The following is a 13,518-nucleotide window of genomic DNA, read 5'->3' on the forward strand; positions in this document are numbered from 1 at the left end:
CTGCGGCAGTCTAAATTGACAACTCAAATCTTGCACAAATGTGCGAAAAAGGGTAGGGCCTCTTTTTGCAGTGGGAGAGCCGCCGAATGGCAGTCGACGACGTTAGTTTTGGGCTTTTCCGTGAAACGCTTAAGCGCTTTGTGCGCGAACGCCTCATTCCGCGTGAGAAGGAGATCGACAAGTTGGATCGGCCTCCGGCGGACCTGCTCGCCGAAGTGCGTGAACTTGGCCTGTTTGGCTTGTCGTATCCCGAGCGTTACGGCGGCTTGGGGCTAAGCGCATCCCAGGAGGTCGAGGTGGGCCTGATTCTTGGCCGTACCACGCCGGCGATGCGCAACTATATTAGCATACACAACGGCGTTGCCGGTCAGGCCATTGTCCATGGCGCGACTGAGGAGCAGAAGGCGAAATATTTGCCTCGGCTGGCCGCAGGCGAGCTGATTGGCGCATTCGCATTGACGGAGCCGGATACTGGCTCCGATGCCCGCGGCATTACCACGCGGGCCGAGCCGTGCGAGGGAGGCTGGGTCGTTAACGGACGGAAGCGATTCATTTCAAACGCTCCGTTCGCAGGCTTGTTTACGGTAATGACAAAGACGCCAGGACCGAAGACCGGTGAAATGACCGCCTTCCTGGTCGAAACAGGCACGCCCGGCATGATCGTTGGCCGAGCCGAAAACAAAATGGGGCAACACGGCGCGCCGATCTGCGATATCGTCTTCGATGAATGCCGCATACCCAGTGATGCGCTGCTTGGAGGGACCCCCGGAACTGGTTTTGCGGCGGCGATGGCCGGACTTGATCGGGGGCGGCTTTTTATCGCGGCTTGCTGCGCTGGACTGGCCTACCGCACCATCGAAGACGCAGCGGACTATGCCCTACAGCGGGTCCAGTTCGGCCAGCCCATTGCAAAATTTCAGCTCATCCAGGCCTTGCTTGCGGATTCGCTGACGGAAGCCTTCGCCGCGGAGGGAATGGTCCGCAACGCCGCTCGTTTAGTCGACACGGGAAGCCCGATTACCTGTGAGGCGTCCATGTGCAAGCTCTTTGCGACCGAGATGGTAGGCAGGGTGGCTGATCGAGCGCTTCAGGTTCACGGCGGGAATGGCTACATCGCCGATTACATGATCGAGCAGATTTATCGAGATGTCCGTGTTCTTCGGATCTACGAGGGCTCAAGTCAAATTCAACAACTCATTGTGGCCAAGCAGCTGCTCGATCGACGACAGCGAGGCGCCGATCTTTCGTAAGCGGTTTCGCGCCGCGGCTGTGAGGCCAGGAGCAGGCACCTACGCGTTTTGTCACTTGTGGGCACCGGCGGCATCGGTAGCTTGAATCGAAAGTGTCCGCCAAGTCAGGAGGGGGGCCTCTGAACATGAATTAGCACAAATGTGCTAATTTAGTTGACGCCGGGGAAATGTTGTGAAATCCATTGGTTATCCTCGGGTGACCTTGGGGAGCGGTGCGGTCGGCTCGGCGCAATTGAGGGGATATGAACGATGGCAGAAGATATTAAGATCGAACGTCGGGACGGCTGGACCGAGGTGACGATTCATCGGCCTGAGAAGTTGAACGCGATCCGTGAGCAGACAGCCGTTGAAATCCTCGATGTCATGAGCGAGGTGGAAGGAGACCGGCAGCTGCGCGGCCTTATTCTTACGGGCAGCGATAAGGCGTTTTGCACCGGGGTCGACACCAGCGAGCAGAAGAACGAGCCCGATGAGGCATTCGAGCTCTGGCGTCGCCGCAAGCGGTCGCGCAAGGTCAACCAGCTGTTTCGAGCCCTTCCTGAATTCACCAAGCCGGTCATTGCGGCGGTCGAAGGCTATGCGCTGGGCGGCGGATTCGAGGTGGCGCTCTTGTGTGATTTCATCATCGCGGGCGAGACGGCCCAGTTCGGCCTTCCCGAGGCGAAGCTCGGGTTGATGCCAGGTGGGGCGGGAACGCAAACGCTATCGCGCATCGTCGGCAAACCCTTGGCCAAGGAATTGATCTGGACCGGACGCCGGGTAAAGGCCGAAGAGGCACGCCAGCTTCGCATCGTCAATCATGTGACGCCACAGGGCAAGGCGATAGAGAAGGCGCGAGAAATCATGACCGCGCTCGGCGAGCAAGGACCTCTTTCGGTGATGTTCACCAAGTCAGTCATTGAACGTGGATTCGATGGCGCGCTATCGGAAGGAATGCTCGTCGAGGCCGATGCCTTCTTCGCACTCAGCTTCTCGAATGATCGGAACGAGGGATTGGCAGCGTTCCGTGAGAAGCGGTCTCCGAAATTTACGGGCAATTAGGTAAGGCATCTAGCATGGCAAAGCGTGACATAGCGATCGTCGGTTACGGCGAAACAAAGGTTGAACTTCGAGGCGGGCGCAGCTCGTACGATCTCGCCGGCGAAGTGTTTGAGCAGATCCTGAACTCGACAGGTGTTCCCAAGAGCGAGATTGATGGCATCTGCGTCTCAGAGACGATGAGCGAGACGTCGAATCCGTTTTGGGCCGTGTTTATGGCCGAAATGCTCGGTTTAGTGCCCAGTTGGACGCAGATCAACGGTCTTGGCGGGGCGTCCACTATCGCAGGTATATCACGCGCCGCGTCGGCCATTCGTGATGGGCTGTGCAATACGGTGTTGGTGATCGCTTCCGACGCGCAGTCGAGCTATCCGGCGACGGAGCAGGGAGCATATCGTTGGGAGTTCCAGTATCCGACCGGCCTACGCGGTCCCGTCGGCGTGTTCGGGCTTCTCAGCCAACGCTATCGGATCCAGCACGGCCTTAAAGACGAAGCGCTTGCGAAGCTCGCCGTTACCCAGCGCAACCACGCTCTCCTGAACCCGAACGCCTGCACGAAGCTCAAGTCTCCGATTACCGAGCAGGACTATCTGAAGTCGAAGTACGTTTCGGAGCCGTTGCGTATGCTTGACAGCGTAATGGTCTGCGATGGCGCCAACGGCGTATTGGTCACGTCGACGGAAAACGCCAAACGTCTCGGTTTGAAAAAAGCGGTTTATCCCACGGGATATGGCGAAATCGCGAACTTCAATGGAGACAAGGCGCAATCGGATATCACCGAAACAGGCTTTACGGTCGCAGGTCCCAAGGCGTTGAAGCAGGCAGGCCTTGCGCCGAAAGACATCCAGCTATTCTGCCCGTATGACGACTTCCTCATCGCAATTTTGATCCAGCTCGAGCAGATCGGATTTTGCGGTCGCGGCGAAGGCTCCGATTTCATTCTGAAGACGGACATGTCTTACAAGGGGAAGTTGCCGTTGAATACCAGCGGCGGCCAGATCTCCGCCGGGCAGCCAGGTCTGGCGGGCGGCGGCCTCAATCTCGTCGAGGCGGTCCGACAACTATTCGGCGAAGCCGGCGAGCGGCAGATCCCCGACCTGAAGAACGCCATGACCACGGGGATTGGTGTCATTCCCTACGGACGCAACTGGGGCGTCTCGAACGTCATGATTCTGGAGAAGTGAAATGACCGAAGCGAAGAAAGCCCCGACCCGTCCGCTTCCCCGTCCGGACATCTATATGAAGACGCGTCAGTTTTGGGACGCTGCGAAGGAGAACAAACTTCTTCTTCAGTACTGCACTGACACGAATCAATATCAGTGGGTGCCCCGCCCGGTCAGCATCTATTCTGGCAAGCGGAATCTCGATTGGCGCGAGGCGTCCGGCAAAGGAAGGCTGTATACTTGGACCAATACCTTGATTCCATGGCCGGGACACGAAGGCCGAGTGCCGTACATCTGCGCGCTTGTGGACCTCGATGAGGGAGTCCGGATCCTCGTCAACCTGATAAATTGTGATGCGTCGAAGCTCAGCGATGCGATGCCCGTGAAGCTTGCCTGGGAGAAGCTTAGCGACGATTTCAACGTTCCGGTATTCGAACCGGCATGAAGGCTGTCCCGGGGGGAAGTTTCGCACCTTCCGGATGCGCACTGTAGGGTGGGCTGACATGCTGCCCGCAATATGCCATAAAAGGGAATCTCTCAGATTCTTCAAAATTGAAGGTACCTCGTGGCTCCACGCAAGAAGAAGCAGGCCATTGGGAGCGTTGAATCGTCCCGGCCCAAGACCCTTCAACGCCGCAAGGAATTGCTTGGTGTAGTTTACGAACTGATTTCGCAGCATGGCATTGACGGCGTTACGATGCGGCAAATCGCTGAAGCCGCCGAGATCAGTACCGGTACGATCAACTACCATTTTAAGAACAGGCACAATCTCGTAATTCTGGCGCTTGAGGCTGCTTACGAACTGCCGGAAGAGTGGAGCTCTCATGAAGGGGCGCCGTTCGCGCAGCTTCAGCAACTGGCTGCGGGCTATGTGTTTCGATCGGCTCGCGAACGCTTCTGGCTTTTTTGGATCAACTATACCGCGCACAGTTCGCGCGATGAAGAAATGCGTCGGCGTCAAAACGACCGATACGAGAAACAACGGAAGTTTTGGGTAGAATTGCTGCGTGCCGCCGTCCGGGCAGGTGAGGTCGATCCCGGTATCGATCCGCAGGAAACGGCAGATGATCTCCTGCTGACGGCGCATGGCTTGGTGATACGGCAGATTCAGTCGCCGACACCCGGTATGCGCGAGGCAGCTAAGGCGATTCTAGACACCAAGTTCTCGAAGATCGCCCGAAAAAAGGGGGCCGTGAAGCAGGATATGCCGACGCGCCGGACGGCTCAGGCTCGCTAGGTCAATCGCCTCCCAAGCCCGGAGCGAACGGTTCGAGGGGCGCTGCGGCAACAGCGAGGATCGACGAGGAACCCGATTTCTGCGTTCCTCTATTCAAAATCTTTCCCAGGCGGCCAATTAGAACCTAGGCGAGTCCTTTTCACGCTGTGATACGCGCCGGCAGCGCGGTGTTGATGCCGCCGACCGCGGAAACAGTCAGTGCATTTCCTGCAAAAACAACAGCCGGTTGCCGGCCGGATCGCATATTTCGAGCTGAGACGTGGTCTCGTCGATACGCGACAGAAAATCGCGATGAAGAAAGCCATCTTCCACTAAGTGCCTGACAAAATCGCTCAGGCGATGAACGTGGAAGCTCAAGCCGGTATATGTTTCAACGAGAGGGCCTGGTACCGACACCAGCTTTAGCTCCCGACCGCCGACAAGGAAGGAGCGGACACCGTCTACGCCGCCTACCTCCTGCAGTGGAAGATCCAAGCCCTCTTCATAGAAGCGGCGCGCCTCCTCATATTGGTGATGCGGCACCCATAGGAAAATCGCCTCGGGCTCTTCGACCGGCATAATCGTTACCCTGTGATTCTGTACGTGCAACCCAAGGCGCGAACCAACGTCTTGTTGCGGCGCACTTTCACTTCGACGGCGGATTGTACGGACTTTCCAATTATCGCACAGATGTGCAATTTACGCCGTGGCCCGATGCTAGACAAGAATAAATATTCGCGTCGCGATCCGTTCCGGACATGTGATGACCCCGTCATTCGTCGCCATTGAATGCGCCGTTTGGTCTTTCCTGAGACGTTCGTCTGCCCGTATTTTGAAAAATCGCACAAATCGGCGAATTTAGAGACTGAATATTTACCACTGAGCTTCATGTTGCTTCGACTGGAGGCATCATGCTGAATCGTCTCACCATTTCTGCTTTGCTCAAGTCCGTGATCGCCGCAATGGCCGCCTGTGTTGTGGCGTTTCTGATCGGGACAGCATGGGATTCCTGGGGGCGCCTGCAGACGGCCGCTCGCATTTTGGTCATCGCGGATGCATCCACACATGCATTCAAGGCGATGCACAATCTGCGGACCGACCGCGCAACGACGAATCAGAATTTGGCGGCTGAGGTCATCGACTCAGACTCTGTTCAAGCTCTCAAGGAGTATCGCGCGGTCATAAATCCCGCGTTGGGATCGCTGGTGGACATCATCGCAACGGTGGAATTAACCGATCGGAGCACACAGCTTCCCAACTTGAGCCGGCAGGTGGATACGCTCAAGGCGCTGCAGACCGAAAGCATGGAGGCGATGGGTGCGCCCAAGGCATCGCGTCGCCCCACGCTGGCAAAGGAATATGTCGATACCACCACCGCACTGCTCCAGACGTTAGAAAAGTTGGCTACGCTGCTTGCTGCCGTTGTGAGCCACGAGGACCCGGTGATCGATCAATTGCTGTCGATCAAGCAGCTCGCTTGGTTGATTCGCGATACTGGTGGTCAGGCCATTCTGCTGCTTTCGAACGGCTTTGCCACAGGCCGACTTCCACCAGAGGCGCGCCAAAAGTTCACGAAATTCATGATCGGTGCTGAGTACGCTTGGATCTCGCTGGAGACGGTGGTGGGAGGCGCGCCACTACCCGCCAGCCTGGTTGAGGCCATGGCGGCGACAAAGATGGCCTATTTCGAGCCGCAATATGTGGCGTTTTCCGAGCGATTGCTGAATGCGGCAATCGCCGGCGAGAAATTGGAAGTTTCGTCGAACCAATGGCGGCCCGAAGCGGTTCGGCGGCTGGGTGTCGCGGTCACCCTGGCGGAGCGCGCGCTCGATGAGGCCAAGCGACACGCGTCGGCGCAATGGTCTGCGGCCCAGCGTTCACTGGTCCTCAATGTGACATTGCTCGCCGCAGCTGTGGTGCTTGCAATTGGCAGCATGATCCTGGTGGCTCGCCGTGCGATCAAGCCGCTGCATGCTATTCGCGATAGCATGCTGCAGGTCGCTGCGGGAGATCTGTCGGTGGATGCTGGCTACGCCGAACGTCGTGATGAAATTGGATCGCTTGCCGGTGCGCTGGCCACATTCAAGCAGCAGGCGATGGAAAAGCTGCGGATCGAGCAGCAGGAGCGGGAGCGCAATGCCGGTGCAGCGACCCGGCAGCAGGCCATCGAAGGTCATATCGGTGAGTTCGAGAGCCATGTGGGCGGGATGCTGCAGCAGCTTGGCGACGCCTCCAGTCAAATGCGAACGACCTCCGACAGTATGTCGCAGGTTTCGACCCAAACAAATTTCAGCATCCAGGTAGCGGCGAAGGCCTCTGGCGAGGCGTCGATAAATGTCCAAAGCGTCGCATCCGCGGCCGAGCAGCTGAGCGCTTCGATTAACGACATATCGAGGCAGGCCGCGCACGCTGCTGGCATCGCCAGCCGCGCGGTGAACCAAGCGCGGTCGACCGACGGCACGGTCCAGGGCTTAGCTAAGACCGCCAACCGAATAGGAGAAGTAGTCGGACTGATCAACGACATCGCATCGCAAACCAACTTACTGGCGCTGAACGCCACCATCGAAGCCGCCCGCGCTGGCGAGGCCGGGCGCGGGTTCGCTGTGGTGGCGTCCGAGGTCAAATCTCTGGCAAGCCAGACAGCGAGGGCGACCGACGATATTTCGGAACAAATCGCCGACATTCAGAAGGTGGCTAGAGAAGCCATAGAGGCGATACACGCTATTGGCGGTATCATCGGCGAGGTAAACGAGGTGGCAACGGCAATCGCCGTGGCCGTCGAAGAGCAGGGCGCTGCGACCCAGGAAATCACCCGCAGCACCCAACAGGCGGCTCAGGGCACCAAGAATGTTTCCGACAACATCGTTGGCGTCAGCGCCGGTGCGGATGCTGCCGGTGCCGCGGCCCAGAACGTAAAGACAGCCTCGGAAATGCTCGCTGTCCAGACCCAGCAGCTGCGGGGGCAGGTCGACGCTTTTCTCGGAAAGATACGCGCAGCCTAGTGTGTTTCCATCGGAGCCGTCGTCCGTATCCAAATCCGCGCCCGATCCGGCCCTGAATGGCCAGGCTTGTGTCGCAAGAGGGGACAATCGAAATTGGCGCGATCCGTCCGAGCTTTTCTAGCGTCCTAGAGCGCAGCAGTTCGGTCCAAGTGGATCCTGGCAGTTAGCTCCCGGAACGGCGAGCGTCCTAGTAGATGTCGTTCTCGGGTCCTTCAAATTCGCCGCGAGACTGTTCTCGCCCTCCGCCGTCACCCGATCTTCCATATGTCGCGATCGAAGCGTCTCGGTAAGCCATTAACTTCGACCGGGTCTGTTTCGATGGCCGTGGCTTTAAAATTCCTTCAATGCTGTCGATCAGATTCTCCATGGTGAAGGCAGGACTCCAGAAGTGGTGGGTCCGGCCGCCCTCCAGGGCCGCCTCGCGCGACGACATGGCGGCGCGCATAAATAGCGACATGAAGACCAATCGCTGATTGACGATTTCCGGATCGATCCCTTGCAGCAAGTGTCTGATGTGCACGAGGCTGCGCTCAAAGCCGGAGGCCCACTTCCCCTCAAGGGCGTCGATGAAAAGCTGTCGATGACTGATTTGAAGATTGCTAATGAAACGAATGTAGGTGTCCTCGGCCCCCTGTTCGTCGAGATCGGTGGAAGGCCAGACCAGGACCTCGATGACTTGGCGCAAGTTGCGGGGGCCTCCCGCCTTTTCGATCTTGTCGAGGAGCCGGTTGCGGCGCTCGTCAATCAGCTTTGCGCCGTCGGCGACCAGTTCGCGAGCAAGTTCCTCCTTGCTTCCGAAATAATAATGAAGCGATCCACTATTTCGTTGACCCGCAGCCTCCACGATGTCGCGCACACCTACGCCATCTATTCCTCGCTCGGCGAATAGCCGACGTGCGGCCAGCTTCAGCAAATCGCGGGTATTCATGTCATTCATTATTGACAAAAGTTGCCATAACGGAAAGATTAGGTCAAATGATTTAGGCGGACGACCTAATTCGGGGGTGATGATCGTGGACGAACTCGACTACCGAGATAAGACGGTCCTGGTGGTGGGCGGCTCGAGCGGAATCGGCAACGGCATTGCCCAGGCGTTTCGCGCGAAGGGCGCCGACGTCCATGTATTCGGTACCCGCGCCAAGGCGACCGACTACGCCCGGGAAGAGGGCTCAGATCTCGAGGGGCTGCACTATGCCCAATTGGATGTTGCGGACGGAGGGGCCATCGATGCCCTGAAGCCTGCTTTTCAGAAGCTGGACGTGATGGTGTTGGCGCAAGGTACCGTCATTTACAAGCGAGGCGAATTCGAAATGGCAGGCTTTCGCCACGTGCTCGAGGTCAATCTCGTCAGTCTTATGGCGTGCAGCACCAGGTTTTTCCCGATGCTCAGAGCGCGTAAGGGTTCGCTCATCATCGTGAGCTCGACAGCAGCTTATCATTCGACCAAAGGCAATCCCGCGTACAACGCCTCGAAAATCGGCGCTGTGGGTCTCACCCGCACGCTCGCGGAAGCTTGGGCGGAAGATGGCGTGCGGGTCAACGGCATCGCCCCCGGGTTGGTGGACAGCAAGTTGACTAGGGTGACGACGGGCAATCCGGGGAGATTGGCGGCAGCTCTGGAGAAGATCCCGGCGAAACGGCTGGGAACGCCGTCAGACATGGCGGGCGCGGCGCTGTTTCTCGCTTCGCCGCTTGCGTCCTACGTCGTCGGACAAACGATCATCGTCGACGGCGGGCTACTGCTCTAGCCCTGTGCAACAATTGATCCATAAGGGACGGAATTCATGGCTTGGGACTTTGAAACGGATCAGAAATACCAGATGGAGCTGGATTGGGTCGACGAGTTCGTGCGAACGGAGGTTGAACCGCTCGATCATGTCCTCGGGAGCCCCTATGATACGAGGGATGAAAATCGCAATCGCCTCGTTCGACCGCTCCAGGAGAGGGTAAGGACGCGCAAATTGTGGGCCTGCCACCTGGGCCCCGAGTTAGGGGGGCAAGGATATGGCCAAGTTAAGCTCGCATTGCTGAACGAGATCATCGGTCGTTCGGTGTACGGACCGACCGTGTTCGGATGTCAGGCGCCTGATTCCGGCAACGCGGAAATCCTTGCGCACTTCGGCACCGAATCCCAGAAGCGCTCCTTCCTTTGGCCTCTTCTGAACAACGAGATCGTATCCTGCTTCGCTATGACTGAACCGCAGGGAGGGGCGGATCCGAGCGTATTCACGACCCGCGCGACACGGGTGGGAGACGAGTGGCGAATCGATGGTGAGAAATGGTTCGCTTCGAATGCGCGTTTCGCGGCCTTTTTCATCGTCATGGCGGTCACGGACCCGGGCGCTCCGCTCGCGTCGCGAACATCCATGTTCATCGTTCCGGCTGGTACTTCGGGTCTCGAGATTGTTCGCAACGTCGGTTACGGCGACCATGCCGATACACATGCATATTTGCGCCTGCAGAACGTCCGCGTGCCGGCCGACCACATGCTTGGCGATGAAGGAGGTGGCTTCATCGTTGCGCAAACGAGGCTAGGTGGTGGACGTATTCATCACGCGATGCGAACCATCGCAATGGCCAAGGCGGCCTTCGACGCGATGTGCGAGCGCGTACTGTCGCGCAGGACAAAAGGTGAAATCCTCGCAGACAAGCAGATGGTGCAGGAGAAGATCGCAGATTCTTGGCTGGAAATCGAACAATTCCGACTGCTTGTGCTGCGCACGGCGTGGCTGATCGACAAGCACCAGGACTACCGGCGCGTTCTGAAGGATATCGCCGCTGTAAAGGCGGCGATGCCCAAGGTATTGCACGATGTGGCAGGTAGGGCGTTGCAGCTGCACGGCTCGCTCGGGCTGTCGCGCGAAATGCCATTTGCGCAGCAGGTCGTCGATTCCTATTTCCTCGGCCTCGCGGATGGCCCGACCGAAGTCCATAAAGTGACTGTCGCAAAGCAGGTGCTGCGCGATTACAAGCCGACCAACGCACTATTTCCAAGTTACCATCTGCCGCAGGTGCGCGAGCGGGCTGTCCAGCATGTCGCCCAGCTCGCGAACCGCAGCTAGCCCCCCATGCTTTGTTTAGGCGATGTTTGCAAATGAGCGAAGAAGTCTGGCAGGATCTCATTGATCTCGGACGATTGCAGTTCTGGATGGACGAGCACGCCCTTGGTTCTGGATCGATCGAGAATGTTGCGCAGCTTACCGGTGGAACACAGAACGTATTGTTGCGGTTCGACCGGGGAGGTCGCTCCTTCGTACTGCGTCGCTCGCCGCGCAGCCCTCGCAGCGACGGCAACATCACGAACCGCCGCGAAGCACGTGTACTGGGTGCGCTTTCGCAAACCGATGTCCCGCATCCGCGCCTGATTGCGGCCTGTTCATCAGCCGATGTACTAGGTGCGGCGTTCTATTTGATGGAGCCGATCGATGGCTTCAATGCGACGGTCGGCTTGCCGCCATTGCACGCCGGCGACTCCGCGATCCGTCGTCGTATGGGGTTTGCGTTGGTCGAAGGTGCACTTGCGCTGGGACGAGTGGATCACGACGCCGCCGGCCTCGTCGGCTTCGGAAAAGTGGACGGTTTCCTCGAGCGACAGGTACCGCGCTGGCGGGCTCTGCTGGAAAGCTATCGTGACTACCAGGATTGGCCCGGACCGGCTTCGATTCCTGGATTGGAGGAAGTCGCTCGATGGTTGTCCCGAAATCAGCCCCCGGGGTTTGTTCCCGGGCTTATGCACGGCGACTACCATCTGGCCAATGTCATGTTCCGCCTCGATAGCGCGGAGCTGGCTGCGATCGTCGACTGGGAGCTCGCAACCATCGGAGATCCGCTCCTGGATATGGGATGGGTCATCGCGACATGGCCCGATGCAAATGGCGGGACAACGTCAGAGATTGGGGTCGAGCCGTGGGTCGGCTTTCCGTCGATCGAAGAACTCGTCGAGCACTATGCGGCGCACAGCAATCGGGATACGTCGCGTCTCTCTTGGTACGGAGTGCTTGCCTGCTACAAGCTCGGCCTCATACTCGAAGGAACGTATGCGAGAGCCTGCGCCGGACTGGCTCCGCCAGCGACTGGAGAGCGACTGCACAATTCAAGCATCAAGCTGTTCCAGCGAGCGCTGAACCTGCTCGAATAGCGAAAACGATTGGATCAAACCGGCGCACTGCAATTGCAGCAGTGACAAGACCGGACGACAATTGCGAGACCAAGGAGAAGTTTGATGGGTGAGATCCGAAGCGGCGATCGCTGCCTTGGAGTCGACCAGTTGCAGCAGCGGGCGGCCCGTGCTGCCGTTGGCATGACGTCACTGGGCATCGGCCCCGGCGACACGATCGTAGTATATCTCCGCAACGATTTCGCCTTTCTGGAGGCAACGCTGGCGGCCGGTCTGATCGGAGCCTATTCCGTCCCAGCAAACTGGCACTACACGACGGACGAAGCGCAGTACCTCTTCGAGAACTCGGGCGCAAAACTAGTCGTCGTTCATGCGGATTTCGTTCCGGTTGTCCGCTCGGTTCTACCGAAGGACGCGAAGGTGCTAGTCGTTCCGACGCCGCCAGAAATAGCCCACGCCTATGGAGTGCCGCCCGAGCTGTGCAAGGTGCCCGGAGGCTTGTCAAGCTGGGACGGCTGGCTCGAGTCCTTTCCCCCAAAGCCTCTGCGATCGTTCGATCCGCCGGGTTCGATGATCTACACATCGGGTACGACCGGTCGACCGAAAGGCGTCCGGCGTTTGCCACCGACGCACGAGCAGGCCACATCCTATCGCGCGATATTGGCCCGAGGTTTCGGCTTTGCGGGATTGGAAAATACGACGGAACGGATCGTCACCGTCGTAGCGGGGCCGATGTATCACTCAGCGCCAAACGCTTACGGTGTTGTCGCCGCGCAGCTCGGCGGCGATGTGATCCTTCAGCCACGTTTCGATGCCGAGGAACTGCTTCGCCTGATTGCAAGATACCGCGTGACTCACATTCACATGGTCCCCATCATGTTCAATCGGCTTCTGAAACTGTCGGATACCGTACGCGACAAATACGACCTATCGTCGCTGAAGTACATTATCCACGCTGCGGCGCCCGTCTCGCCGCCGATCAAGCGAGCGATGATTGAATGGTGGGGACCGATCATCCATGAATATTACGGTACGACCGAAACCGGCATGCTCACGTACTGCTCCGGGCAGGAGTGGCTGGCCCACCCCGGCACGGTAGGCAAGCCATTGCCAGAAACCGAGCTCCTCATCCTGGACAATGACAGCCGGGCGCTGCCGGCTGGAGCGCTGGGTGAAATCGCGGCAAGGGTAAAAACCGTCGCAGACTTTACCTACCACCGCGACGAGGACAAGCGCCGACAATCCGATCGAAATGGCCTCTTCGTCCCCGGTGATATCGGATATCTCGACGAAGACGGCTTTCTCTTCCTTCGTGATCGGGCCAAGGACATGATCATATCCGGAGGCGTAAATATCTACCCCGCGGAGATCGAAGGAGTACTGCACAAGATGCCAGGTGTCGCCGATTGCGCCATCTTCGGCATTCCAGACGAAGAGTACGGGGAAGCGGTATGTTCCGTCGTGCAGGTTCAGCTCGGTGCCATCCTTACTTCCGGCGAAGTTCGGAACTACCTGCGGGAACGCATGGCGGCATACAAGGTGCCGAAGGTTATTGAGTTCCGGGCTGAGCTGCCCCGCGAGGACTCCGGAAAGATATTCAAGCGTAAACTCCGCGAACCCTTCTGGGCGCACACTGGGCGCAGAATTTAGGCCAAGTGAAGTGAGGCAGGAGCTGGACTTGCCGAAAAGCGGCAGAGTTTTGTGGCTACGGTCACGTCAAATCGAGCCGTGC

General features: G+C 58.4%; 12 protein-coding genes. 10 read left to right on the top strand and 2 right to left on the bottom strand.

All coding sequences use genetic code 11. The features are described 5' to 3' along the window. Positions 1–86: 86 nt before the first annotated feature. The 5 genes from AC1RUR_RS08650 (at position 87) to AC1RUR_RS08670 (ending at position 4,688) form a co-directional block, all read left to right on the top strand. Complete coding sequence (locus tag AC1RUR_RS08650; protein WP_492842770.1) at positions 87–1,250, top strand: acyl-CoA dehydrogenase family protein; 1,164 nt, start codon at positions 87–89, stop codon at positions 1,248–1,250. A 249-nt stretch (positions 1,251–1,499) separates the two neighbouring features. Beyond that, entirely contained in the window at positions 1,500–2,291 is a 792-nt protein-coding gene (locus tag AC1RUR_RS08655; RefSeq protein ID WP_492842772.1) for an enoyl-CoA hydratase/isomerase family protein, read from the top strand. 14 nt (positions 2,292–2,305) lie between these two features. Beyond that, positions 2,306–3,472, top strand: a complete 1,167-nt coding sequence (locus AC1RUR_RS08660; protein WP_492842774.1) for a thiolase family protein — start codon at positions 2,306–2,308, stop codon at positions 3,470–3,472. A 1-nt stretch (position 3,473) separates the two neighbouring features. Beyond that, positions 3,474–3,896 (top strand): Zn-ribbon domain-containing OB-fold protein, encoded by a 423-nt coding sequence (locus tag AC1RUR_RS08665; protein ID WP_492842776.1) that lies wholly within the window; start codon positions 3,474–3,476, stop codon positions 3,894–3,896. Positions 3,897–4,016: 120 nt separating this feature from the next. Further along, positions 4,017–4,688: a TetR/AcrR family transcriptional regulator gene (locus AC1RUR_RS08670; protein WP_492842778.1), complete on the top strand. Its 672-nt coding sequence runs from the start codon at positions 4,017–4,019 to the stop codon at positions 4,686–4,688. Between the two features lie 195 nt (positions 4,689–4,883). On the opposite strand, the gene AC1RUR_RS08675 is transcribed toward AC1RUR_RS08670, so the two are convergent. After that, positions 4,884–5,246: a hypothetical protein gene (locus AC1RUR_RS08675; protein ID WP_492842780.1), complete on the bottom strand. Its 363-nt coding sequence runs from the start codon at positions 5,244–5,246 to the stop codon at positions 4,884–4,886. Between the two features lie 332 nt (positions 5,247–5,578). On the opposite strand from AC1RUR_RS08675, the gene AC1RUR_RS08680 reads away from it, so the two are divergent. Then, positions 5,579–7,669: a methyl-accepting chemotaxis protein gene (locus tag AC1RUR_RS08680; protein WP_492842782.1), complete on the top strand. Its 2,091-nt coding sequence runs from the start codon at positions 5,579–5,581 to the stop codon at positions 7,667–7,669. A gap of 187 nt (positions 7,670–7,856) precedes the next feature. On the opposite strand, the gene AC1RUR_RS08685 is transcribed toward AC1RUR_RS08680, so the two are convergent. Then, positions 7,857–8,597: a TetR/AcrR family transcriptional regulator gene (locus tag AC1RUR_RS08685; RefSeq protein ID WP_492842784.1), complete on the bottom strand. Its 741-nt coding sequence runs from the start codon at positions 8,595–8,597 to the stop codon at positions 7,857–7,859. A 79-nt stretch (positions 8,598–8,676) separates the two neighbouring features. Between AC1RUR_RS08685 and AC1RUR_RS08690 the strand changes: the two genes are divergently transcribed. From AC1RUR_RS08690 to AC1RUR_RS08705, 4 genes are all read left to right on the top strand, one after another. Further along, positions 8,677–9,417, top strand: coding sequence for an SDR family NAD(P)-dependent oxidoreductase (locus AC1RUR_RS08690; RefSeq protein WP_492842786.1), 741 nt, complete (start codon positions 8,677–8,679; stop codon positions 9,415–9,417). 36 nt (positions 9,418–9,453) lie between these two features. Next, positions 9,454–10,731: an acyl-CoA dehydrogenase family protein gene (locus AC1RUR_RS08695; protein ID WP_492842788.1), complete on the top strand. Its 1,278-nt coding sequence runs from the start codon at positions 9,454–9,456 to the stop codon at positions 10,729–10,731. Positions 10,732–10,763: 32 nt separating this feature from the next. Then, positions 10,764–11,807: a phosphotransferase family protein gene (locus tag AC1RUR_RS08700; protein WP_492842790.1), complete on the top strand. Its 1,044-nt coding sequence runs from the start codon at positions 10,764–10,766 to the stop codon at positions 11,805–11,807. Between the two features lie 84 nt (positions 11,808–11,891). After that, positions 11,892–13,436, top strand: coding sequence for an acyl-CoA synthetase (locus AC1RUR_RS08705; protein ID WP_492842792.1), 1,545 nt, complete (start codon positions 11,892–11,894; stop codon positions 13,434–13,436). Positions 13,437–13,518: the final 82 nt, after the last annotated feature.

It is taken from the genome of Bradyrhizobium sp. GW821-FHT12B03 (assembly GCF_058807535.1).